The organism is Psychromonas algarum (assembly GCF_004376845.1).
Taxonomy (GTDB): domain Bacteria; phylum Pseudomonadota; class Gammaproteobacteria; order Enterobacterales; family Psychromonadaceae; genus Psychromonas.
The window spans coordinates 1-25,713 of the sequence record NZ_SNUW01000020.1 but is presented as its reverse complement, the minus strand read 5'-3'; the positions used below and the strand labels follow the sequence as shown (position 1 = coordinate 25,713).

The 25,713-nt window shown below is 36.8% G+C and carries 21 protein-coding genes; 18 read left to right on the top strand and 3 right to left on the bottom strand.

Annotation, left to right across the window (positions count from 1 at the left end; all coding sequences use genetic code 11):
* Window positions 1-360 precede the first annotated feature (360 nt).
* The 5 genes from mioC (at window position 361) to E2R68_RS13385 (ending at window position 5,438) form a co-directional block, all read left to right on the top strand.
* Entirely contained in the window at window positions 361-822 is a 462-nt protein-coding gene (mioC, locus tag E2R68_RS13405) for an FMN-binding protein MioC (protein WP_134278188.1), read from the top strand.
* 371 nt (window positions 823-1,193) lie between these two features.
* Window positions 1,194-3,083, top strand: a complete 1,890-nt coding sequence (gene mnmG, locus E2R68_RS13400) for a tRNA uridine-5-carboxymethylaminomethyl(34) synthesis enzyme MnmG (protein WP_134278187.1) — start codon at window positions 1,194-1,196, stop codon at window positions 3,081-3,083.
* Window positions 3,083-3,709 (top strand): 16S rRNA (guanine(527)-N(7))-methyltransferase RsmG, encoded by a 627-nt coding sequence (gene rsmG / locus E2R68_RS13395; protein WP_134278186.1) that lies wholly within the window; start codon window positions 3,083-3,085, stop codon window positions 3,707-3,709. Before mnmG ends, rsmG begins: the two co-directional genes overlap by 1 nt.
* A gap of 30 nt (window positions 3,710-3,739) precedes the next feature.
* A complete protein-coding gene (locus E2R68_RS13390) occupies window positions 3,740-4,534 on the top strand; it encodes a ParA family protein (RefSeq protein WP_134278185.1) in 795 nt (264 codons plus the stop codon).
* 1 nt (window position 4,535) lies between these two features.
* Window positions 4,536-5,438: a ParB/RepB/Spo0J family partition protein gene (locus E2R68_RS13385; RefSeq protein ID WP_134278184.1), complete on the top strand. Its 903-nt coding sequence runs from the start codon at window positions 4,536-4,538 to the stop codon at window positions 5,436-5,438.
* 4 nt (window positions 5,439-5,442) lie between these two features.
* Here E2R68_RS13385 and E2R68_RS13380 read toward each other — a convergent pair whose 3' ends face one another.
* Both E2R68_RS13380 and E2R68_RS13375 read right to left on the bottom strand, forming a co-directional pair.
* On the bottom strand, window positions 5,443-6,882 hold the full coding sequence (locus E2R68_RS13380; protein ID WP_134278183.1) for a VWA domain-containing protein: 1,440 nt from the start codon (window positions 6,880-6,882) through the stop codon (window positions 5,443-5,445).
* Between the two features lie 11 nt (window positions 6,883-6,893).
* Window positions 6,894-8,528 carry an ATPase RavA domain-containing protein gene (locus tag E2R68_RS13375; RefSeq protein ID WP_134278182.1) on the bottom strand — a complete coding sequence of 545 codons (1,635 nt, stop codon included), beginning with the start codon at window positions 8,526-8,528 and terminating at the stop codon, window positions 6,894-6,896.
* A gap of 474 nt (window positions 8,529-9,002) precedes the next feature.
* Between E2R68_RS13375 and E2R68_RS13370 the strand changes: the two genes are divergently transcribed.
* From E2R68_RS13370 to E2R68_RS13335, 9 genes are all read left to right on the top strand, one after another.
* A complete protein-coding gene (locus E2R68_RS13370; protein WP_134278181.1) occupies window positions 9,003-9,383 on the top strand; it encodes an ATP synthase subunit I in 381 nt (126 codons plus the stop codon).
* Between the two features lie 11 nt (window positions 9,384-9,394).
* Window positions 9,395-10,174: a F0F1 ATP synthase subunit A gene (atpB, locus tag E2R68_RS13365; RefSeq protein WP_134278180.1), complete on the top strand. Its 780-nt coding sequence runs from the start codon at window positions 9,395-9,397 to the stop codon at window positions 10,172-10,174.
* Between the two features lie 73 nt (window positions 10,175-10,247).
* The gene (atpE, locus tag E2R68_RS13360; protein WP_134278179.1) at window positions 10,248-10,490 is read left to right on the top strand and encodes a F0F1 ATP synthase subunit C; all 243 of its coding nucleotides are present in this window, start codon (window positions 10,248-10,250) and stop codon (window positions 10,488-10,490) included.
* A 49-nt stretch (window positions 10,491-10,539) separates the two neighbouring features.
* The gene (gene atpF, locus E2R68_RS13355; protein ID WP_134278178.1) at window positions 10,540-11,010 is read left to right on the top strand and encodes a F0F1 ATP synthase subunit B; all 471 of its coding nucleotides are present in this window, start codon (window positions 10,540-10,542) and stop codon (window positions 11,008-11,010) included.
* 11 nt (window positions 11,011-11,021) lie between these two features.
* The gene (atpH, locus tag E2R68_RS13935) at window positions 11,022-11,555 is read left to right on the top strand and encodes a F0F1 ATP synthase subunit delta (RefSeq protein ID WP_166738863.1); all 534 of its coding nucleotides are present in this window, start codon (window positions 11,022-11,024) and stop codon (window positions 11,553-11,555) included.
* A gap of 12 nt (window positions 11,556-11,567) precedes the next feature.
* A complete protein-coding gene (gene atpA, locus E2R68_RS13350; protein WP_166738862.1) occupies window positions 11,568-13,109 on the top strand; it encodes a F0F1 ATP synthase subunit alpha in 1,542 nt (513 codons plus the stop codon).
* A gap of 48 nt (window positions 13,110-13,157) precedes the next feature.
* Window positions 13,158-14,024: a F0F1 ATP synthase subunit gamma gene (gene atpG, locus E2R68_RS13345; RefSeq protein WP_134278177.1), complete on the top strand. Its 867-nt coding sequence runs from the start codon at window positions 13,158-13,160 to the stop codon at window positions 14,022-14,024.
* A gap of 29 nt (window positions 14,025-14,053) precedes the next feature.
* Entirely contained in the window at window positions 14,054-15,451 is a 1,398-nt protein-coding gene (atpD, locus tag E2R68_RS13340; RefSeq protein ID WP_134278176.1) for a F0F1 ATP synthase subunit beta, read from the top strand.
* Window positions 15,452-15,466: 15 nt separating this feature from the next.
* On the top strand, window positions 15,467-15,886 hold the full coding sequence (locus tag E2R68_RS13335) for a F0F1 ATP synthase subunit epsilon (RefSeq protein ID WP_134278175.1): 420 nt from the start codon (window positions 15,467-15,469) through the stop codon (window positions 15,884-15,886).
* A gap of 75 nt (window positions 15,887-15,961) precedes the next feature.
* On the opposite strand, the gene E2R68_RS13330 is transcribed toward E2R68_RS13335, so the two are convergent.
* The gene (locus E2R68_RS13330) at window positions 15,962-16,591 is read right to left on the bottom strand and encodes an outer membrane beta-barrel protein (protein WP_134278174.1); all 630 of its coding nucleotides are present in this window, start codon (window positions 16,589-16,591) and stop codon (window positions 15,962-15,964) included.
* 564 nt (window positions 16,592-17,155) lie between these two features.
* Between E2R68_RS13330 and E2R68_RS13325 the strand changes: the two genes are divergently transcribed.
* The 4 genes from E2R68_RS13325 to E2R68_RS13310 form a co-directional block, all read left to right on the top strand.
* Window positions 17,156-18,769, top strand: a complete 1,614-nt coding sequence (locus E2R68_RS13325) for an ABC transporter transmembrane domain-containing protein (protein ID WP_243834692.1) — start codon at window positions 17,156-17,158, stop codon at window positions 18,767-18,769.
* On the top strand, window positions 18,759-20,900 hold the full coding sequence (locus E2R68_RS13320) for a peptidase domain-containing ABC transporter (protein WP_134278172.1): 2,142 nt from the start codon (window positions 18,759-18,761) through the stop codon (window positions 20,898-20,900). Before E2R68_RS13325 ends, E2R68_RS13320 begins: the two co-directional genes overlap by 11 nt.
* Window positions 20,887-22,215, top strand: a complete 1,329-nt coding sequence (locus tag E2R68_RS13315) for an HlyD family type I secretion periplasmic adaptor subunit (protein ID WP_134278171.1) — start codon at window positions 20,887-20,889, stop codon at window positions 22,213-22,215. The genes E2R68_RS13320 and E2R68_RS13315 overlap by 14 nt, the downstream gene beginning before the upstream one ends.
* A 185-nt stretch (window positions 22,216-22,400) precedes the next feature.
* Window positions 22,401-25,713: VCBS domain-containing protein (locus E2R68_RS13310; RefSeq protein ID WP_208380253.1), on the top strand; the 3,313-nt coding region annotated here is incomplete at its 3' end.

The window sequence follows — 25,713 nt, the reverse complement described above, 5'->3', positions numbered from 1 at the left end:
TTAAAGAGCGTGCCTTTCGGCTAGGCGGCGTATATTACGCGCCTTTCGAACAATGTCAACGTTTTAATTTAACTTAATTTCGAAGCGAACCTCGAAGCGTTAATACGTTGTGAATCATTCTCAAACTTGCTGAGTAACTTGCGTTACCTGCCGTGTCTGTGGGGTCGCATTATAGGGATTGAGATCACATTGGCAAGCGTTAATTACTGTTTTTTGTGATTATTTATTTAAACGATTATTTAGCGAACAAGTTGCTTTATTTTCATACTAATTATGCCCTGTATTAATTATTTATAACGTTATAATAGAATTCGGATTTATAAATTTACTTGTTGCTATATATATAAAGGGATAAAAGTAGTGCTTAATATTGAAATACTAGTAGGTAGTACATTAGGAGGAACTGAATATGTAGCTGAAGCTACTCAACCTTTCTTAGAAGAAGCTGGTTTTACTTCTCAAGTGCATTTTATTCCAGATTTAAGTGCTATTGATACTAGCTCTAAAAATATCTGGTTAATTTGCTTAGCTACACATGGTGCTGGTGATTACCCAGATAACTTTAAATCGTTTGTGGACCACATTACACAAACATCAGAAGATTTATCTAACGTACGTTACGCTTTAATCGGTGTTGGTGACTCTAATTATGATACTTATTGTTTTGCTGCAAAACGTTTCGATGCTTTATTAAAAGAAAAAGGAGCAACTAGATTGAGAGAGATCTTTAATATAGACGTTGTTCAATTTCCTATTCCTGAAGTCTGTATTGCTGATTGGATCCCATTATTGATCAAAGATCTAAATTCTTTAGCTGATTAATACCTTAAGTTACCCACAAGTTTCTGTGCATAATTCATTTATAACTCTTGAATTACTTTTGCGTAATTACTTTATAAAAATGTGTATAAAAAGCGGTGTTGATAAGTCGCTTTTCTATACTCAGGTTGATCGCATTAAGATCCCTTATTATGCACACGATCGGATCTCTTTTAAGATCCTGATCTTTAATCGATTAAATGGCTTTTACACAGAAATTCAATTGCTTAATAAGTGTAGTAATAAAAGATCTTTAAAGATCTATATATAATACTAATATTATTGTTTTCTTTTAAAATGACCTTGTAGCTTCCCTTTATTTTTTAAAAGAGTAAAATCTAGCTTCAATTTTATACAGCAGTATTTGGAATATTATGATTTACCATGAACAATTTGACGTTATCGTTATTGGTGGAGGCCATGCAGGAACAGAAGCTGCAGCGGCACCTGCTCGAATGGGACTAAAAACTTTATTATTAACACACAATATTGAAACTTTAGGCCAAATGTCATGTAACCCAGCAATTGGTGGGATTGGTAAAGGGCATCTTGTAAAAGAAATCGATGCTTTAGGCGGATTAATGGGATCTGCTATCGATAAAGGTGGTATTCAATTTAGAACACTTAACTCAAGTAAGGGACCAGCTGTTCGTGCTACTCGTGCTCAAGCAGATCGTCTTTTGTATAAAGCTGCTATTCGTGAAAAATTAGAGAATCAAGAAAACTTAAAAATCTTTCAACAAGAAGTGGAAGATCTGATCATTGAAAATGATCGTGTAGTTGGCGTCGTTACTAAAATGGGAGTACGTTTTTCTGCTAAAACAGTTGTTTTAACGGTAGGTACTTTCTTAAATGGTTTGATTCATATTGGTTTAAAAAATTATAGTGGTGGTAGAGCAGGCGATCCTGCTTCGATTACTTTATCGGATCGATTAAAAGAAATGCCATTACGTATGGGACGTTTAAAAACAGGTACTCCAGCACGTATTGATGCCCGTAGTATAGATTTCTCTGCTTTAGAAGTTCAACACGGAGATAACCCTACACCTGTATTTTCATTTCTAGGCAGTAGATCTGAGCACCCTCGTCAAATTCCTTGTTATATAACGCATACGAATGAGAAAACTCACGATATTATTCGAGCAAATTTAGATAGAAGTCCTATGTATTCAGGTGTTATTGAAGGTGTTGGCCCTCGTTACTGCCCTTCTATCGAAGATAAAATAATGCGTTTTGCAGATAAAAATTCTCACCAGATATTTGTTGAGCCTGAAGGTTTAACTACGCATGAGGTTTATCCAAATGGTATATCAACAAGTTTACCTTTTGATGTTCAATTAGAATTTATTCAGTCGATGAAAGGATTTGAGAATGCTTTCGTTACTCGACCTGGTTATGCAATTGAATACGATTATTTTGATCCTCGCGATCTTAAAACAACTTTAGAAAGTAAATATATTAATGGTTTGTTTTTTGCGGGCCAAATTAATGGTACTACAGGTTATGAAGAAGCAGCTGCACAAGGTTTATTAGCAGGTTTGAATGCAGGCTTACAAGTGCAAGACAAAGAAGGTTGGGCTCCACGTCGAGATGAAGCTTATATCGGAGTATTGGTTGATGATTTATCAACATTAGGTACAAAAGAACCTTACCGTATGTTTACTAGCCGTGCTGAATATCGTTTATTATTACGTGAAGATAATGCTGACACGCGTTTAACAGAAAAAGGTCGTGAGCTTGGTTTAGTTGATGACGTTCGTTGGAAAGCGTTTAGTGAAAAACAAGAATCAGTAAAAACTGAATTGAAACGTTTGAAATCACAGTGGGTTAATCCAAATTCAATTAATGCAGATAAAATTAATGAATTATTAAAAAAACCTATGCAACGTGAAAGTACATTAGAGGCGATGATTCGTCGTCCTGAAGTGAGTTATGAAACATTGATGCAAGTCGATGGATTAGGCCCTGCGATTAGCGATCCTATTGCTGCAGAACAAGTTGAAATAAATATTAAATATCAAGGTTATATTGATCGTCAATTAGATGAAATTGAAAAACTAAAACGTCATGAAGATACTCTTTTACCAAATGATCTCGATTATTCAGAGATAAAAGGTCTCTCAAATGAAGTTACTGCTAAGTTAAACGATATTAAACCAGAAAGTATTGGTCAGGCGTCAAGAATATCAGGTATTACACCTGCTGCTATTTCTATATTATTAATACACTTAAAGAAAAGCGGCATTCGTCGTAAGGCTAGTTAATGAATTTACGAGCTCAGTTAGATACTCTTATCGCACAAACAGATTTAGATGTTAATGATCAACAAGCTTCACAATTAGTGGAACTTGTTGAGTTATTAGCGAAGTGGAATAAAGCTTATAATCTCACTTCTGTGCGTGAACCTTCACAAATGCTTGTCAAACATATTTTGGACAGTATAGTCGTATCTCCTTATTTACAGGGAGATAGTTTTATTGATGTTGGTACAGGTCCAGGTTTACCAGGTTTACCACTTGCAATCATGAACCCAGATAAACATTTTGTTTTGTTAGATAGTTTAGGTAAACGTTTACGTTTTATTCGTCAGGCTATTTTAAGCTTAGGGCTTAAAAATGTAGAAATAGTACAAAGTCGTGTTGAAGAGTATCAACCTGAAATGGGTTTTGATTGTGTATTAAGTAGGGCTTTTGCGTCATTAGAAGATATGCTTTCTTGGTGCCATCATTTACCAAATGAAAATGGTCACTTTCTAGCGCTTAAAGGTCAATATCCTGAATCTGAAGTAGTTAATTTAGATTCAAAATTTAAATTTATTGAGGCAGTTACATTACAAGTCCCACAATTAGATGGTGAACGCTGTTTAGTGAAAGTTAAGCGTGTATCGTAATCGTCTCTAGTACATATTAAGTAGGTTTTTGTGGGTAAAATAATAGCTATTGCTAATCAAAAAGGTGGTGTTGGAAAAACAACTACCTGCGTAAATTTGGCGGCTTCTATGGCTGCAACAAAACGCAAAGTCTTAATTATCGATCTCGATCCACAGGGCAATGCAACTATGGGGAGTGGCATTGATAAATATGAAGTTGCTCATACTGCTTATGATTTATTAATTGATGAATTGCCACTATCTCAAGTTGTTGAAACTGAAACTACAGGTGGTTTTGATTTAGTTGCCGCTAACAGTGATGTAACGGCAGCTGAAGTTAAGTTAATGACTCTTTTTGCTCGAGAAACGCGTCTACGAACTGCTATAGCAGGTGTTAAAGATAAATATGATTACATATTTATAGACTGCCCACCTTCTCTGAATATGTTAACTGTCAACGCAATGACAGCTGCTGATTCTGTGCTTGTACCAATGCAGTGTGAGTATTATGCATTAGAAGGGTTAACGGCATTAGTTGATACAATCAGTAAATTGGCTGCTGTTGTTAATGCTGATTTAAAGATCGAAGGTATTTTACGTACAATGTACGATCCTCGAAATCGATTATCTACAGACGTATCAGATCAACTTAAAAAACATTTTGGTGATAAAGTTTATCGTACTATTATTCCTCGTAATATCCGTTTAGCTGAAGCGCCTAGTTTCAGTAAACCAGTTATGTATTATGATAAAAATTCAACTGGTGCTAAGGCTTATTTGTCATTAGCAGGAGAGATTTTAAGGCGAGAAGAACAATCTATTAGCAGTGATCAGGAAGTTATTTAATATGCTAGGTAAAAAAAGAGGTTTAGGGAAAGGCTTAGATTCACTATTAAGTAGCAGCACCGTTACACGAAATAAACAAGTATCCCATGATCTTCATGCAGAGAAAACACAGCAACTTGTAGATAATGTACAAGGTGCATTACAAGATATAAACATTAATCAATTACAAGTTGGTAAATATCAACCTCGACGAGATATGTCTTCAGATGCTTTGCAAGAATTAGCTAATTCTATTCATGCTCAAGGTATCATTCAACCTATTGTAGTTCGTGATACCGGTCATCAAAAATATGAGATTATTGCTGGTGAACGTCGTTGGCGAGCTGCTAAAATAGTTGGCTTAGAGTTTATTCCCTGTTTGATTAAGAATGTTGAAGATGATGCGGCCATTGCAATTGCTCTTATTGAGAATATTCAGCGTGAAAACCTAAATGCAATGGAAGAAGCAATAGCCTTAAAACGTATTGTGGATGAATTTGAGCTTACTCATCAAGAAGTGGCTAAAGCTGTTGGAAAATCTCGTACAGCGGTGAGCAATTTATTACGTTTAAACAACTTAAATAATGATGTTCAAATATTATTAGAGCATGGCGATTTAGAAATGGGCCATGCTCGTGCATTATTAGTATGTGAAGGATCATTGCAATCAGATCTTGCTAAAACAGTGGTTAGTAAAGCATTAACAGTACGTGAAACAGAAAAATTAGTTAAAAAATCATTCGCTGCTAATGAGCCTGAGAAAGTCAAAAAAGTCGATCAAAACATACAGTTAATATCTGATAAATTATCTAATAAATTGGGAACATCTGTTGTTTTGTCTCAATCAAAAAATGGCAAAGGTAAGTTGGTTATTAATTTTGATCAAGCTGACAAATTAGCAGAAATATTAGCTTTATTAGATTAACGGTTTATTTAGAAAATAAACGTTTAAAACTAGCTAATCTTGATGGGTTATAAGCCCAATGTTGGTCAAAAACAGATAGTACTTCTTGGTTCCTATAATTAGATAAGCTTAAGGCATGAAAGCGATTATTATTCGCTTTCATTTTATTTAGTTTATTCATTGTTTTACTTGATATCGAAGGCACAATAAAATCAGATAATACAATCAAATCCGCATTCTTATATTTTTCACTATTCATCAAATTAAATGCATTGTTTAAAACAGATATTAAGTCAGTGCCACCATGAAAACTATAAGATAGAAAATTCAATATTTCAGATAATCCTTCATTTTCATGAGTTAATTCATAAGTTAATTGTTGAGCTGAAAATAAGATCACATAACACTCTCTATTTTCTGCTAGTGCTATTTGCATTAATCCGTAAGCAAATGCTTTTGCACATTGTTCTGCACTTCCCATCATCGAGCCCGATGCATCAATCGCGATAATAAAGGGGCCTTTATCCTCATCAGCTTTTTTAGATTGCTGCTCGTAATGCGTTACTTTTTGTTTTATTTTTTGTTTGTTTTGTTGCTGGTAAGTAGATAAACGTTTTTCTATTAGGTTTTTATAAAACAATACATCTAGATCTGGAGAAGATAAAAACATTAACTCTAATGGTAACAATCGTTCTAATTCGTCGCTTTGTTTTATACCAACAATATTACCAGCGCTATTAGATTTACTCTCTTTTTTACTATTTTCTTGAATTTTAACTCTGTTTAAATCTTGATCATTATTTTTGTTTGCCATGCGCCCTAGCTGTACAGCTATTTTTTGTAACTCATTATGTTTTACAAGATGTTGGGTTATTTTCTTTAAGGTATTTACGTCCCCTTTTGTTAGCTTGGCTTTGGCCATATCCCATAAACGCATGGTTTGTTGGTTATTAATATTTTCATCTATTTCAGTTAGCTTTGAAATAGTATCTTGACGTTGGTATAAGTCCTGTAATAATTTTTCTCTGTCTTTTTCTAATGACTCTAATTGCACTTCTTGCAAATTATCAAATAAACTTTGGTACCATTGTTGAAAGAAGTAATCTCTAAATAAAGGGCTTTTTTCCTTTTCATTCAGCAGTTCAATTGCTTGTTGTTTAAAAGGTGAATTGATATCTAGTTTATCGATTATCTCTTGTGCTTTTTCTAAGAACTCTTCATCAGAATAAAGCTGGGCTTGATTATAGTATTCAATTTCATCGTTTAATTCTTGTTGAACAGGTTGTGATAACAACTTGCTTTTAGCTTTATTTTTCCATGAATTTAAGTGGCAGTTAAGTGAGCTTTTAATACCTTCACTTGAATCTGCTGCTGCAAATACCTCGGGTATGGCCATTACATCAGCTACAGCATCTTCGATAATGCCTGATTCAAGTACAGCAACAATTAATTCAAAGCCTTCCATCTATTTACCTATCATTGAAAATAGTTATTCATATTTAACACTCGATTAATATTACTACTGACTTCTGCTTCGAGCTCTTCCACATTTTTAGATAATGCAGTGAAACTTGAGTTGGTATGTAATATCAGAGGTTTATCTATAAAATTATGAGGTAAATTGTTATGGAATTGCGCAACGGCAATGTTGATTGTTTTTTGTATCTTTTGTAGTTCCTGTTGAATTAACTGAGCTGATTTTTGCCATTCATCTAATGGTAATAACTGCTTATTGTCTTTTTTTACTAAACAAACGTATAAACTTCTATTACTAAGGTCTTTAATTATTAGGTTATTTTTAGAGTCTATTTCAAATTGTAATGGTGTCATTTTTGGTTTTCTGTTGATATAGCCATAAATTTCACCTTTTCCATTACGAATTGCTTTATTTAACTCATCTGCATTTACGTATACCCATTCACTGTCACCAGTATGTAGCTCTGAAACTGATTGGTTTTCATCAAGCAATACAAATCTAATCATTGATTTATTATTAATTGAATAGGTTTTGCTCTCTTGCGTATTCAATACATACCGTTCTTTCAAACGCCCTGAGTTTAAGGTTACTTTCTCTGATAAATGGGAAAGCATTTCTTGTTTAATGGTTTGTGATTTTACTAAAATATCATCAATATTTTTTTGGATCACTTGTTGTCCATAAGTATGTTTTGTTGCAAATTCTTCGATGATATTGAGGATAGTTGAACGAGATTCAGGCGTGTGCCATAGACAATCCTTTAAAATTAAAAGATCTAATGAACTTATTTCATCTCGACCATTAAAATATGCGCAGGCTTTAAGTAAACGGATGGATTTTTTCCAACGACGATCTGATACATAAAGATCATTTTTAATGAAGCTATCTTCTTGAGTTTCGTTGATCTGTTCTAATTGCTGTTTTAATAAATAGATCTTGTCAAAAACTTCCTGGTTTAATACTACGCTGCCTATTTCTTCTTGCCACTGACTAAATTCATCAAAAGTAATTTTTAAAGGGGCTGGAATGGTGGATAGTGAACCCTCTCCCATGATCATGGCTTGAAAGTTTTTCTTTTCTTGAATTCTATTAATATAAATTCTGACTAACATCCGGTCATATAAAGCTTCTAAACCACTATCTTCTTCTGGAAGTTCGTTGGATGCAGTAATAAGTAAACGCATTGGTATAGGTAATACATGCTGGCCATTTTTAAATGTTTTCTCATTTATTACGGTCAATAAGGTATTTAAAATGGCTGGGCCTGCTTTCCATATTTCATCTAAAAAAACAATATCGGCAGAAGGTAAATAACCGTCAGTTAAACGAACATAATTTCCATTGTCTTTTAATTCCTTTATAGATAAAGGGCCAAAAACTTCTTCTGGTGTTGAAAAGCTAGTCATTAGGTAATCAAAAAAAGAGGCTTTATCAAAAGCTTGTATTAAACGTTTTGCAATTAAACTTTTTGCTATTCCCGGAGGGCCTAATAAAAAGACACTTTCACCAGCTAAAGCAGCTAATAAACATAATCGAATAGTAGACTCTCTTTCGTATATACCGTCTGATAATGCTTTTATTAACTTATTAATGCGATCTTTTGTTAGTTCTTTATTTGTATTTATTGTTTTCACAGAATATCCATTTGTTATTAACGTTATCCATTTTCATTATTGGGTTTTTTATGATTATTTTTAACCAACAATAATGACTTTTTATACTTTAACAAAAGTAATTATCAGTAATGATATAAGGAGTTAAATACTAATATTACATAGGTTATTTTATTATTATTTAAAAAAGTAAAAATATTTGTTCTATTTAAGCAGATTTTAACGTTAATTTTATTGATGAGCACTGCATAAATGTTGCATAAATGTTGCAGATGGAAATTAGTAATATATATTCATGCAAGTGTTTTTGATATGAATTAAGTTAATTAAAGCTAATTTAATCTATTTTAAGCTATTAAAAGTTAATTCTAGATAATTTAGTTATAAGAGAGACTTAGCCCAAAGATAAGGGCTAGGAATCTCAAAATTTATGTATTTAATTAATTTATTGGAATATAATAAACGCATCTTTTTTAAGTAAAAAAAGGAACTAACGTGTCAGATGATAATAAATATGATTATAAAAATTTATTCATAATTTTTATTGTTCAATCAATATTTGTTGGGATCTTTGCGTTATTTTTTTACCTAACAAAAGGCGAGACTGCTGGAATGTCAGCTGTTTTAGGGGGGCTGGTATATTGTGTACCTGCATTATTTGCGAGCTTATTTATGAGCCGCGCGAGTAATGCATCTGCGACATTAATACTTGCAAAAGCATATTTAGGTACGTTTTATAAAATAATTATATCAATTGCTTTATTTATCTACGTTTTTAAAAATATCCCAATCACGATCGGTGTGTTTTTAACTGCTTATGCAATCGCGTTTATCACACAATATGTTATGTCATATGTTTTACATAAGCGTAACTAGACAGGATTTCTATGACTGGTTCAGATGAAGTTTTAACTTCCCAAGGATACATCTCTCATCACCTTACTTTTTTAACTACTGGCGAAGGTTTTTGGTCTATCAATATAGATTCAATGGCTGTTTCAGTATTTTTAGGTGTTGTGATGCTTTTTTTACTGCGTATGGCTGTAAGAAAAACATCGACGGGTGTACCAGGTAAGTTTTTATGCTTTGTTGAAATGATAGTAGAATTTGTCGATGGCACGATAAAAGATATTTTCCATGGAAAAAATACATTAATAGCACCATTAGCTTTAACTATCTTCGGATGGGTATTTCTAATGAATTTAATGGATTTGATTCCGGTTGATTTTTTACCGGAAACAGCTATGGCTTTAGGAGTACCTTACTTTAGGGTTGTACCTTCTGCTGACGTTAATATAACAATGTCAATGGCACTAGGTGTATTTATGTTAATTCTATATTATAGCATTAAGATAAAAGGTGTTTCAGGGTTTGTTAAAGAGTTAACAATGCAACCATTTAATCATTGGGCGTTTATCCCTCTGAATCTTATTTTGGAAGGCGTTACTCTTGTTGCAAAACCAGTATCTTTAGGTCTTCGATTATTCGGAAACATGTACGCAGGTGAGTTAATATTCATATTGATTGCTGGGTTATTACCTTGGTGGTCACAGTGGGTGTTATCTGTTCCTTGGGCAATTTTCCACATATTAATCATTACATTACAAGCATTTATTTTCATGGTGTTGACAATCGTTTACTTGTCACAAGCATCTGAAAAACATTAGTTTTTATTTTATTTTTATTAAACTGTTTTATTGTTAATTATTAACAATAATTGTTATTACTTTTGGAGTATTTATGGAAAACGTAGGAATTGATTTATTATACATTGCAGCAGCAGTTATGATGGGCTTAGCGGCAGTAGGCGCGGCAATTGGTATCGGCATGCTAGGTGGTAAATTTTTAGAAGGTGCGGCTCGCCAACCTGAACTAATCCCTCTACTTCGTACACAATTCTTTATCGTAATGGGTCTAGTTGATGCGATTCCAATGATTGCTGTTGGTCTAGGTCTTTACCTTATGTTTGCCGTTGCCGGATAAATAATTACTTCTGGTATTTTTTTAACTTGCAAACACGGGAGATAATGCGGTGAATATAAACGCAACCCTAATTGGCCAGGCTATCGCATTTGCGATATTTGTTTGGTTCTGCATGAAGTATGTGTGGCCACCTCTTTTAGATGCAATCGAAGCGCGTCAAAAGTTAATTGCAGATGGTTTAACACAAGCTGATCGTGCAGGAAAAGATCTTGAGTTAGCACAAGCTAAAGCAGCTGAAAAGTTGAAAGAAGCTAAAGCACAAGCTGCAGAGATTATTGATCAAGCTAATAAGCGTCGTACACAAATTGTTGAAGAAGCTAAAATCGAAGGTGAAACCGAGCGTAATAAAGTTATTGCACAAGGTGAAGCAGAAGTTGAAGCAGAACGTAACCGTGCTCGTGAAGAGTTACGTCAACAAGTTGCTACATTAGCTATCGCAGGTGCTGAGAAAATCATCAAGCGTTCTATTGATAAAGAAGCGAATAGCGACATTATTGATAAATTAGTTGCTGAATTATAAGGAGCGAAGTTATGTCTGAATTGACTACTGTAGCTCGTCCTTATGCAAGAGCCGCTTTTGAATTTTCAGTTAGTAATAACAATATCGATGCTTGGTCTTCGATGCTGTTTTTTGCCTCAGAGGTTGCTCAAGATGCAACGATGGCAAAAATACTAACACGCGATAAAGCACCAAAAGAGTTGGCTGATTTATTTATTAGTATTTGTGGCGATCAACTCGATGAGAGCGGTCAAAACTTTATTAAAATATTAGCTGAGAATGGACGTTTGAGCGTATTGCCTCGCGTTACACAACTTTTTGCTGAATTAGAAACTGAGTATAAAAAAGAGATCGATGTTGATGTCGTATCTGCTTATGCCCTATCTAAAGCACAGCAAGGTAAGTTGAGTACATCGTTAGAGCAACGCCTCGCACGAAAAGTAAACCTAAATTGTAGTATTGATAAATCGCTAATTACTGGGATGGTAATTACTGCGGGAGATTTAGTGATTGATAGCACAGCTAGCGGTCAATTATCTCGTTTATCTAATACTTTACACTCTTAATGGGAAGTTAGCATGCAACTGAATTCCACTGAAATTAGCGACCTTATCAAGCAACGAATTGGAAAATTCGAAGCAGTAAGTGAAGCGCGAAATGAAGGTACAATCGTTTCTGTAAGCGATGGTATTATTCGCATCAACGGCCTTGCTGAATGTATGCAAGGTGAGATGATCGAACTACCAAATGGTAGCTTTGCTATGGCACTAAACCTTGAGCGTGACTCGGTAGGTGCTGTTGTAATGGGACCTTACCGTGATCTTAAAGAAGGTCAAAAGGTTAAATCAACTGGTCGTATTCTTGAAGTTCCAGTAGGTAAAGGTCTTCTTGGTCGTGTTGTAAACACACTAGGTGAACCGATTGATGGTAAAGGACCTATCGATAACGATGGTTTCTCTCCAATCGAAGTAATTGCACCAGGTGTAATCGATCGTAAATCTGTTGATCAACCAGTACAAACTGGTTGGAAATCAATCGATTCAATGATTCCAATTGGTCGTGGTCAACGTGAACTTATCATCGGTGACCGTCAAGTGGGTAAAACTGCTATCGCGATTGATGCAATCATTAACCAAAAAAGTACAGGTTTATTCTCAATCTACGTAGCGATTGGCCAAAAAGCGTCAACTATTGCTAACGTAGTACGTAAACTTGAAGAACATGGCGCACTAGAAAATACAATCGTTGTTGTTGCATCTGCTTCTGAAGCTGCTGCACTACAATACCTAGCACCATATGCTGGTTGTTCAATGGGTGAATACTTCCGTGACCGCGGTGAAGATGCACTGATTGTATATGATGATCTTTCTAAGCAAGCTGTTGCTTACCGTCAAATTTCACTATTGCTTAAACGTCCACCTGGCCGTGAAGCATACCCTGGTGACGTTTTCTATCTTCACTCACGTCTTCTAGAACGTGCTTCTCGTGTAAGCGAACATTACGTTGAGACATTCACTAAAGGTGAAGTGAAAGGTAAAACTGGTTCATTAACAGCATTACCAATCATTGAAACACAAGCGGGCGATGTATCTGCATTCGTACCAACTAACGTAATCTCTATTACAGATGGTCAGATTTTCTTAACAACTGAACTATTTAATAGTGGTGTACGTCCAGCTGTTGATCCAGGTATTTCTGTATCACGTGTTGGTGGTTCTGCTCAGTGTAAAGTGATTAAAAAGCTTTCTGGTGGTATCCGTACTGCTTTAGCGCAATACCGTGAATTAGCAGCGTTTGCTCAGTTCGCATCTGACTTAGATGATGCAACACGTAAACAACTTGACCATGGTAAAAAAGTAACTGAATTAATGAAGCAAAAACAATATGCTCCAATGTCAGTTGTTGAACAAGCGTTATCACTATTTGCTGCAGAGAAAGGCTTCTTAAACGATGTCGATGTTGAAAAAGTATTAGACTTTGAAGCATCATTAATCTCTTACGCTAAAACTGAGCATGCTGAGTTCTATGCTCAAATTAATGAAACTGGTGATTACAGCAAAGAAATCGAAGGACAATTCAAGGCTATCTTGGAATCTTTCGTTGCGACGCAAACCTGGTAATTAATTAGCGATGAAAATCGTTAATTAAGCATTAATTAGGAGTTAGAAATGGCCGGCGATAAAGAAATTAGAAATAAGATCGCGAGTGTAAAAAACACTCAAAAGATCACTGGTGCTATGGAAATGGTAGCAGCATCGAAAATGCGACGTGCGCAGCAGCGCATGGAAAGCAGTCTTTCGTATGCTAGCACTATGCGCAAAGTGATCGGTCATATCGCATTAGGTAACTTGGAATACCACCACCCTTATCTTGAAGAAAGAGAAGTTAAACGTGTTGGTTATATTGTCATTTCAAGTGATCGAGGTTTATGTGGAGGTTTAAACATTAACTTGTTTAAACCTGTTATCAAAGAAATGAAAGCACACAGCGAAGCTGGTGTTGCAGTTGATTTAGCCGCTATCGGTTCTAAAGCAACAAGTTTCTTTGGTGGTTTAGGTGCTAACATTGTTGCTCAAGCGACAGCTTTGGGTGACTCTCCAGCGATTGATGATTTAATCGGTTCGGTGAAGATAATGTTAGATGCTTACGATGCAGGTGAACTTGATCGCTTATATTTAGTGAACAATAAATTCGTTAGTACCATGGTACAAGATCCAACAATTAGTCAGTTATTACCTCTTCCAAAATCAGAAGGTGATGATGCAGTTTCTACCAATCATTGGGATTATATTTACGAAGGTGATGCTAAAGCCATTTTAGATTCATTATTAGTTCGTTATGTTGAATCTCAAGTGTATCAAGCGGTAGTTGAAAACTTAGCGTGTGAACAAGTTTCACGTATGGTTGCAATGAAATCTGCAACTGATAACGCAAGTGACTTGATTGATGATTTACAACTTGTTGCCAATAAAGCACGTCAAGCTGCAATTACTCAGGAACTTTCTGAGATTTGTGGTGGTGCGGCTGCGGTATAATTTTAAATAAAGATTTTAGAGGATCAGAAATGAGTTCAGGTAAAATCGTACAGATTATCGGTGCTGTTGTGGATGTTGAATTTCCACAAGAAAGTGTTCCGAATATATACAGTGCACTGATCGTGACTGAAAAGAACCTAACAATGGAAGTACAGCAACAAATTGGTGGCGGCGTTGTTCGTTGTATCGCCATGGGTGCTTCTGAAGGTTTAAGTCGTGGTTTAGAAGTTACTGATACTAAAAATGCAATCACAGTACCGGTTGGTATGGCTACATTAGGCCGTATCATGAATGTATTGGGTGAGCCTATCGATGAATGTGGTCCAGTTGATGCAACTGAACATTACGAGATTCACCGTGCAGCACCTTCTTACGAAGAGCAGTCGGCATCTACGGAAACACTTGAAGTTGGTATCAAAGTTATCGACCTAATCTGCCCATTCGCAAAAGGTGGTAAAATCGGCCTATTCGGTGGTGCTGGTGTTGGTAAAACAGTAAACATGATGGAACTTATCAATAACATCGCACTTAAACATTCAGGTTTGTCTGTTTTTGCTGGTGTTGGTGAGCGTACTCGTGAAGGTAATGATTTCTACTTTGAGATGCAGGAAGCGGGTGTTGTAAACATCGAAAAACCTGAATTATCAAAAGTAGCGATGGTTTACGGTCAAATGAATGAGCCACCAGGAAACCGTTTACGTGTTGCCCTGACTGGTCTTACAATGGCTGAGCGATTCCGTGATGAAGGTAAAGACGTACTTCTATTTGTTGATAACATCTACCGTTATACTCTAGCGGGAACAGAAGTATCAGCACTATTAGGTCGTATGCCATCAGCCGTTGGTTACCAACCGACTCTAGCTGAAGAGATGGGTGTTTTACAAGAGCGTATTACCTCAACTAAAACAGGTTCGATTACATCAATCCAAGCGGTATACGTACCAGCCGATGATATTACCGATCCATCACCTGCAACAACCTTTGCTCACTTAGACGCAACAGTTGTATTATCTCGTGATATCGCATCGCTAGGTCTTTACCCAGCAATCGATCCACTTGATTCATCATCTCGTCAACTTGATCCATTAGTTGTTGGCCAAGAACATTATGATGTAGCACGTGGCGTACAAGGTATTTTACAACGTTACAAAGAGCTTAAAGACATCATTGCTATCCTAGGTATGGATGAGCTTTCTGAAGAAGATAAGCTAATCGTAGCGCGTGCACGTAAAGTTGAGAAATTCTTAACTCAGCCTTACCACGTAGCAGAAGTATTTACTGGTTCACCTGGTATTTATGTACCACTTAAAGACACATTAGCTGGCTTTAAAGGTCTAATTGCTGGTGATTACGATGATATACCTGAGCAAGCGTTCCTATACGTAGGTGCAATTGAAGAAGCTGTTGAAAAAGCGAAAAGCTTATAATAGCTGGAGGTTACTATGGCTAAAACAATGACCACACATTTAGATGTTGTAAGTGCGGAAACATCCCTATTTTCGGGTGATGTTTTACACTTAACAGTATCTGGTCAAGAAGGTGATTTAGGTATTATGCCTGGTCACACTCCATTGCTGACGCCAATTAAACCAGGAATGGTTCAATTGCTGAATGCAAATGGTGGCGAAGAAGTCATTTATATCTCAGGTGGTTTTCTTGAAGTACAGCCTGGTGGCGTTACAGTGTTAGCAGATACTGCAATTCGTGGTCAAGATCTTGACCAAGCGAAAGCAGAAGAAGCAAAACGCGCTGCTGAAGAGCAAATGTCAAATCCTGCTAAGGATATTGATTTTGCACTTGTTACTGCACAACTTGCGCAAGCTGTTGCACAGTTACGCGCTATTAAGTTGACTCGTAAGTAGATATTTAACATTAGTAAAAAAGGCGACCTTAGGGTCGCCTTTTTTTTCTATTTTTTCCGAAATGTATTTATATACTTAAAACTTGTAAGACACCCCTGCATATAAGCTACTAAGTGAGAATACGCCTAAATCATCGTTTTTATCTAGCCCATCATGAGCTTCTGCAATATAAGTGTCTGACTCTAGTGCGACACGTATCTGTACGCCATTTAATTGTGCAGGAGAATATTCGAGACCAATACCTGATTTAATTGCTATCGGATTATTAGTATCTAAAAAATCATAGTTTGAATTCAGATCCATGTAAGATAAACCTAATAAAGCAAAAGGGCGAAGGCCATTATTAAAGCTATAACCTGCATTTGCTGCGACAGAAAAAGATTTTGGTGATTGATCTACTGCATGTTTTACATTTGCTTTGTCATAAACATACCCACTTGCATCCCCATAATCGGTGTAGGCCATTTCGATAGCGATAACTCTATTGAATTGATAACCACCATAAATTTTAAAAGTATCTCCGTCAGTATCTTCTACTAATTCACCATTTTTTTTGGAGTCATCCCAATTTTCATCCGCATTATAAATAAATAAACCATAGCCTGTACCCACATAGATACCGCTGGTTTTAACCTGATTTTCTGCGAATACAGAGGTGGATGCAGCAAGTAACAATGAAGGTAAAATAATTTTTTTCATATTCATATGGTCATATCTCCAAATAATTGATGTGCTTGAATTAATGAGTGTAGTTTATTTTTTCATATACTAACCTACAGATAATGTTTTTAATAAATACTCATCTTATATCCAATGATTAGTCATCTTTTTATTTTATTCTTTTGGCTTTATCAACGTTTTCTTGGTCATAGAAACTAAATTTTTTATATTTGTCATTATTTTCTATCAGGGAAGGTAGGTTTTTCATTGTTATTGTCAATTTTTTGTAACGAATCAGTTTAAGTGAAGAAATATTAAAAATGTTTTGGTATTCTAATGAAGAAATCAGCTCGATTTTTTGCCATTTTTTTTGGTGGTGAATAAGTTGTATAGTTACTTGAATGCTATACCTCTTGTTTGAAGTGACGGATTACTTTTAAATTAACGCAGTGTGCTATTCTTGGCTTAGTTTTTGATTTTATTAAAGTGAAGTATGAGTATATATTTTAAGTTAACTATTGCTTATGTTAGTAGTTCTGAATAAGGTTTATCACTATTTTGCAAATCAATAAATCGTTTATAAAAGTTCCTCATTTTTTTGACCTCATTTTGAGTTCAACTTTTATTAATTTGTTATCGCTTGCTTTACCTTTTGCGCTATTACAAATTTATGATCGAATATTACCCAATCAAAGTTATGGTACAGCTGTTGTACTCGCTATTGGTGTAGCTATTGCGATTATCCTTGAAGCAGTATTACGTTATTTACGCAGTTGGGTACTCGCCTCTTCTGCTGCAAACTTTGAACAATCTTCTGTTGAACATACTGTTAACTCTTTATTTAAAGCTGATTATAAACATATTGCTCAGATGGGCATTGGGCGAATTTATAATGGTTTTACAGCCATTAGTCATATGCGAGATGCCTATTCAGGTCAGTTAATGATTGCTTTAGTAGACTTTCCTTTTGCTATTATATTTCTTAGTCTAATTGCTTATATTGGTGGAGGACTAGTTTTCATTCCTATTGTTGTTTGGATTGTTGTTGGTCTTATTGTTTTTTATATTGGCCGTCAGTTGAAAGTTGTAACCTATGGATTATCTCTTACTGAAAGTCAGCGCTCACGTGTTTATATTAAGGTATTTTCGGGCTTAACAACGGAGAAAGCATTAGCACAAGAATCAGAGATATCACTCTCTTACCGTAAATCAAATTACCAATATGCAAAAACACAACAACGTGCTGACTGGTTAGCTGCAAAATTACAACTATTCATTGGTCTTGCTTCGCAAGGTACAACATTAACATTAATTATGGTGGGTAGTTTTGCTGTACTTGCTGGTGATTTAACAACGGGTGGATTAACTGCTTGTTCTATTTTAGCGGGACGTGCAGTTGCACCATTAAGTTCTTTAATTGGTTTATATAACCGTTTGGCTATTACAGATGTTGCAAGAAATGAAGTTAAAGAGTTATTAGAATTACCGGAAGTTCCTTTTAAAGGAAATGTAGTTATACCTGAAGGAGAACGTTTTCCTTGTGGTCCTATTCGCTTTAATCATTTTATGTGTCAAGAAATGGGTGCGAAACTTAATATTGAGTCTTTAGAAATTAAAGCAAATGAGCTTGTTTCGTTACATTCCGATCCACTTTCTTTTTCTAGCTTATTTATTGCTTCAGTCGCTGGGTTAAAACAAAAAGAACAAGGTGAGTTAATTATTGGTGATCATGAACTTTATGAATATCACTATGAAGATTATCGCGAAGCCGTTATTTTTGTCCCTTCTTGGCCAACTCTATTTGCTGGAACTATTTTAGATAATTTAACTATGTTTCAGCCAGAATTAGAGCATGAAGCAGTAGTGCTTGCTGAACAATTAGGTTTATCTGCAACAATTGGGGATTTAATTGCAGGATATCAAACAGAAATTTCAGAAAGTGGTATTGAAACCTTTAATAAAGGAGCGATTAGATTAATTGCAATGGTACGAGCTTTAGTACAAAAACCATCTATATTACTTTTAGATCAACCGCAGCTGTCATTAGATTTAGACTGCCAACAGCGTATGATCAATGTACTTAGCGAACAACGCCAGCATATGACCATTATCGTTAACTCTTATTTCCAAAATCTTGTGGATGCATGTGATTGTCATATCTCTATCGATTGGGATGGTCATTGCATAGTAGAACGCGGAGAGGAATTTATAGATGTTGTCTAAACCTGAAAATAAAAAACTAAAGACAGATAACGCAACGACCTCTACAGAAACCCTGAACGAGGCGAGTCCACTTGCAGTCAGTCCTAAGCGAGTATTACGCTCTTGGTTAAAAGAGCTAGGTTTAAATGCTCAAGAAAAAAATATTGAAACAAATCCTGAATTAGAGATATTTGATGCAATTGCCTTAGTTGAACAGTTAAAAAAATATGATATTGGTTACACCACTGACAAAGTGACCAGTCAAAATGTTCAAGATACACCTTATCCATTTATATTAATTTTAAGCACTGGAGAATCTGAATTATATCGTCGTCGTAACAATGATTTACAGCAGTTTGATTTTTCAGATAATAAATGGGTAAAGCGTGAATTATCACAATTAGATACAACGGCAATTGTTGTCTTTATTGAACGCCTTCCTTCTAAACAATTAAATGTAAGAGCATTTGCTAAAGAAGTCAGTAAACGTTCTAAATGGTACCGACCTGTTTTTTTCCTTAGCCTACTTATTTCAATCACAGGTTTAAGTATTCCTCTATTTACTATGGCGGTATACGATAGAGTTATTGGAGCTCAAAATTCAGAAGCACTTTTCCCTATTGCTATTGGCGCTGCATTAGCTGTTTTTATCTATTTAATTTGTCAGTTATATCGTTCGTACATTTTAACTTCAGTGGGTAACCGTTTTGCTCGTGATTTAACGAATTTAACTTTCCATCGTTTGATGTCAATGCCGTTAATGTTACTACATCGTGTTGGTATGGTTAACCATATGAACCGTATGAAAAACGCAGAGAAAATCCGTTCAATTTTAATTGGTCCAACCGGGACTGGACTTATTGATCTGCCATTTACTTTAGTGGTGTTATTAGTTATCGCTCTATTGAGTGGTTGGTTAGTAATGGTGCCGATATGTATGTTGGTGCTTAATTATTTAGTTATGAAATTAATTACTAAATACACCAATAATGCTTTACCTATGATTGCTAATGATTATCAAGATACCATGATTGAATTGGCTAAAAATGTACTGTTATTAAAATCTGGTGGCCGAGTTTATGGCTGGGTAAAAGGTTTACAGCGCATGAACCAAGAAAATAGTCGTCAAAACTTCTTGTTTGCTAAGCGTAATGGATTAACTGCGGCAGTTGGACAAGCGCTAAGTATGCTAACAGCGCTAACAACCATTTTTGTTGGTATATTTTTAGTCTTAAATCAGTCTATTTCTCCAGGTGCATTAATTGCCTGTGTGATGTTGATTTGGCGTATTACAGGCCCAGCTCAGATGGTGTTTTCTTCATCATTAAAATTTACCATGATGGGCAGCGCGATGCGTCAGTTTGATAGTTTTATGATGGTTAATACTGAAAATAATGAATTACGTTTAGATATCCCTAATGTGAATGAACTACCTTCTATTAGTGTTAAGCAATTAACATTACGTTATAACGCAGAAGCTCAACCTGCTCTATCAGGTATTAGTTTTGATATTGAACCAGGTGAAGTTGTTGCTGTTATTGGTCCCAATGGTTGCGGTAAAAGTAGCATGTTGTTATCTCTGCTTGGTGTTTTAGAACCTCAAGGTGGGTACATTACCGTGAATGGCAAAAACCTCCGTCAATATGATCCACAAGTATTCCGTCACTGGGTTTCATACTCGCCAGCAGAAACAAATTTAGTGGCTGGTAGCTTGGCAGACAATGTTCGTCGTGCTAAACCAGAAGCGACAGATGAAGAAATATTAAATGCGCTTTTAAAAGCAGGTGGTCAGGCATTACTTCATAGTATTGATAACGATATTAACGCACCTTTTTTCAGTGAATATAATATTTTAATGCACTCGATAGATTCTAGTGTGATTAGTTTAGCTAGAGTCATTTTGAAAGATGCAAGTTATTGGTTAATGGATGAACCTTTATCAAGTTGCCCCGCTGTTACTAAAAATAATTTTGAGCAACTCATTCAAAATATGAAAGGTAATAAGACCATCGTATTCACAACACATGATCCTTATTTAATCGCGATGGCAGACAAAGTGGTTGTATTGGATAAAGGTAACTTAGTGTATGCAGGACCAGTGATTAAACCTGAAGCAGCACCGGAAATGGAGATAATTAATGGACCAGCATGAAAATAAAAACTCAAAAATGTGGCCTGAATTTGAGTTCTCAAGTGCAGTCGAGGCGCCAACAGAACGAAAAATAATTAGAGCAACAATGTTTATCATTTGTGCAGCTGTTTTTATTATGCTGATTTGGTCAATGTTTACTAACGTTAATGAAATTGCAAAAACACATGGTCAAGTTGTACCACTAGGGCATAAACAAGTTATTCAAAATAAACGTGGTGGAACAATACAATCTGTTTTGGTTGCTGAAGGTGACATGGTTACTAAAGGACAACCATTAGTACGATTTATTTCTGTTGATAGTCAATCTCAAAAGGATGAGTTAGAAGCTAAACGAGCGAACTTTATCTTAAAAATGGAACGCTATAATGCATTTTTAATGAAAAGAAAACCTGATTTTTCTGCCTTTACTGAAGACTTTCCTGATCTTGTTAAAACGCATCAACAAGCGTATCAAGACATGCTAGAAAAACTACAAACATTAATTTCAGTTTCAAAAACTGAAATAACTCAAACGAAAGAAGAGATCCACAGTATTAATAATGAATTACCTGCTTTGCGCTCTCAACTTGCGTTAGCGAATCACATGCTAAATTTAATGAAGTCAGGCACCGCATCAAAAGTTATCTCAGAATTAGAGTGGAATAATCAGAAACAAAAACGCGAATCTTATGCTCGAGAGCTAAGTTCATTAACAGGTAAAAAAGCAGTATTAGAAAAATCATTATTGCATCTTGATGAAGAGTTAAAAGAGAAAAAAGCTGATTATGAATCAGAAGTCAGTGAACTTAGAACAGAAGCTCAAACAGAACTGATCACAACAGAAGCACGTCTTCGCTCTTCTAACTCTGAATTAGAAGATAATACAGTGCGTTCCCCTGTTGACGGCATAGTGCAGTCTATTCCTACCACAAATGAAGGCAGCGTTATTCAGCCTGGTGGCATGGTTGCTATTATTGTTCCAATTACTAAAACAGCAATTATGGAAACCAAACTATCTCCTCGTGATATTGGTTTTATTAAACTTGGGCAAGTAGCAAGAATAAAAGTTGATGCTTTTGATTACAGCCGATATGGCTCATTAGAAGGTATCGTTGAAAAAATATCTCCCACGACCGATGCAGATGAGCGTGGAGGAGTTTATTACAAGGTGAGAATATCAATTGCTCGACCTTATTATTTTGATAACCCAGATCAATTTAAATTAATGCCTGGAATGACAGGCGAAGCAGATGTTGTTACAGGTAAAAAAACAGTGTTTGAATATTTATGGAAACCTGTTTATACCAACATCACTACCGCGTTTGGTGAACGATAAATAACACCGATTATATTAAATATATTATCTAAATTTTGCGTTGAAAAAATAATTAAACTCAAGGCGAAAATTGATGTAAATGGCTGTTTCCTTTTACAAATTTATAACGAGGAAGCGAGCTGTTTTAACAAGAAAAATAGATAAGCTATTTATTGTGATTGGTTAGATATTACAAGGGTAATATAATGGCTAATAACGATACAAAAAATGAAAATAAAGCGCCTGTTGATCATATTATAGAATCAGCGAAGAAATTAGATAGAGACGCCAAACGATTAAAAACACAAGCATTACGTGGTGATGGTGATGATAGGATTGCTACTCAAGGCGTTACTGATAACGTTGCTGATAAATCCTGGTCAACAGGAAGAGGAGTGATTGCTAGTGATGCTTCACAAGATGCAACAGACAATGTAACGACTGCTAATAATGATGGAACAACAAACCCTGCTGGTACAGTCGTTGTTGCTGAAGATAATAATGCTGTTACTGGGAGTATTATCCCAGTGTCCCCTACTCCAGATTCAACTCCAACATATAATGTTCTTGGAAACCATGTAAGTAATTATGGTGGATTAACACTTACTCCTACAGGTGCTTTTGTTTTTGTCCCTTCAGCTGCTTTTGTAACTGGCCAATCTCAACAATTTACAGTTCAAACTACAAATCAAGGTGTTACTACACAACAGCAACTGGTTTTTACTCATACAGCTACAACTGCTGGTGGTCCTCAAAATGTTGCTGTTAATGTACTAGGTGGTGACAGTGCTGTTATTGTAGAAGATCATAATGTTCAAGCTGGTTTTATTCATGCAGTTGGTCATCTCGATACATTATCTAATGCTCCAATCAAAGGTAATGCAATTGCAGAAACATTATCTGGACATTATGGCTCGCTTACAATTAATAAAGATGGTGATTGGGATTATAGTGTTGATGATCATAAATCAAGCATTCAATCACTTAAAACAGCAGATACACTTCAAGAAAAATTTACTGTTACCTTAGTTGACGGTACACATCACCAAATAGCGATCACCATCAAAGGTGATGAAGATAAAGCTATTATTTCTGGTGTTGATGCAAAGCCATTAATAGAAGATATCAACGTAGATGCTATTCATCATCTTGATACCCAAGGTAAGCTTGATGTTACGGATCTAGATCATGATGATGCTTTCTTCCAAGCGCAAACTACAACAGGCGCTTACGGTGAATTTTCTATTGATGATCAAGGTCATTGGCAGTACAGCGTTGATGATAACCAAAATAGCATTCAATCGTTAGCTGCTGGTGAAAAAGCAACGGAAACGATCCATGTTTTATCAAAAGATGGTGGCACAACTCACGACGTAGTTATAACCATCACAGGTACTAATGATGCACCAGTAATTTCAAGTGGTGTTCAAACAGGCGCAGTAGTGGAAGATGGAACGTTGACGGCTCAAGGCCAAGTGACGGCAACGGACGTTGATCATGGCGCAGTGTTAACCTACAGCACCCCTAATTTAGTATCGACTTACGGTAGCTTTACCTTAGATTCAAGCACTGGTACTTGGGGTTACAGCTTAGATAACGCTAATCACCAAGACTTAGCGGCAGGTGAAACGCATACTGATACCATTACGGTCACCGTGACAGATGAAAATGGCGCAACCACGACGCAAGATGTTAGCGTGACTATCACGGGTACTAATGATGCCCCTGTGATTTCAAGTGGTGTTCAAACTGGCGCAGTAGTTGAAGATGGAACGTTAACGGCTCAAGGCCAAGTGACGGCAACGGACGTTGATCATGGCGCAGTGTTAACCTACAGCACCCCTAATTTAGTATCGACTTACGGTAGCTTTACCTTAGATTCAAGCACTGGTACTTGGGGTTACAGCTTAGATAACGCTAATCACCAAGACTTAGCAGCAGGTGAAACGCATACTGATACCATTACGGTCACCGTGACCGATGAAAATGGTGCAACCACGACGCAAGATGTTACCGTGACCATCACCGGGACCAATGATGCTCCAGTGATCACCGGCACCACCACCGGTGATTTAACCGAAGACGCCACTACTCCGACGTTAACCGTGTCAGACCAACTTCACATCACCGATGCGGACACTGGTGAAGCGCATTTCCAAGTACAAACAGCGGCAGCCAGTGACAATGGTTACGGTGAATTTACGATAACCGATGATGGACATTGGACGTACACGGCCGATAACTTGCAGCCTGCAATTCAATCGTTAGCCGAAGGTCAACCATTAACCGATACCATCACAGTATTGGCGGCAGACGGTACACCAACGGTATTAACGGTGACCATCACCGGTACCAATGACGCGCCAGAATTGACGCTCACGCCAGATGCGGCTCAACCGTTTACCGGCACATTAACTGAAACGGATGTTGATACCACCGATACGCACACCTTTACCACCACACAAGGGGTGGGCGCGTTCGGTACGTTAACTGTTGACCCAGCAACGGGTGATTACGTTTATACACAAACGCCAGGCACAGTGAAAGGCATGGCGTATGATCACAATACGGGTCAATACAGCGGCCAAGACGTATTTGAAGTGCAGGTCGCGGATAACCACGGCGGCACCGATATCAAGTACGTGACCTTTGATGTGAGCGCAACAATGAGTGGTCCAACGGCGGTGAATCCAAATACACCGGTGACCGTTCATGTTGGCACACCAACAGCACCAACCATTACCACACCACCAACGACGCCAACCACGACGACGGCAACACCAACGAATACCGTTGATTTGGATTTAGCGACTGCCAGCGATACTCACGGTGCTGCGGGCACGGATACCGATGATATTACGTCGGTGACGACGCCAACCATTACTGGCCATGTGGATATTCCGTTCTCAACGGTGACTCTTTTTGATGGCACCACGAAAGTCGGTACAGTGATTGCTGATGATAAAGGTGATTACTCGGTTGATACTTCAACATTGTCTGGCACAGAAGCTGGTCAAGTGCATCATTTACACGCTGAAGCGACGGCGCCAGGGGCGACGGGCGTAGGTCCTACTTCATCAACACCGTTAGATGTGACAATTGACACGGGCGCGACTACGGCGCCAGATGCCGCAACGGCAACAGAAGACCAAGTTGCGGCAGCGACTAGCGGCAACGTGTTAGGCAACGATGAATCGGGCATGGCAGTCAGCAATGCTGGTGATTTAAGCAGCCCTTACGGCACCTTGCATTTAGCGGCAGACGGCTCGTATACCTTTGATTTAGATAACGCTCATGCCAGTGCATTAGCCGCGGGGAAGACCGCTACCCAAGAGTTCACGTATGAAGTGACCGATGTGGCCGGTAATACGGCGCACCAAACCTTGAGCATCACCATCACCGGGACCAATGATGCTCCAGTGATCACCGGCACCACCACCGGTGATTTAACCGAAGACGCCACTACTCCGACGTTAACCGTGTCAGACCAACTTCACATCACCGATGCGGACACTGGTG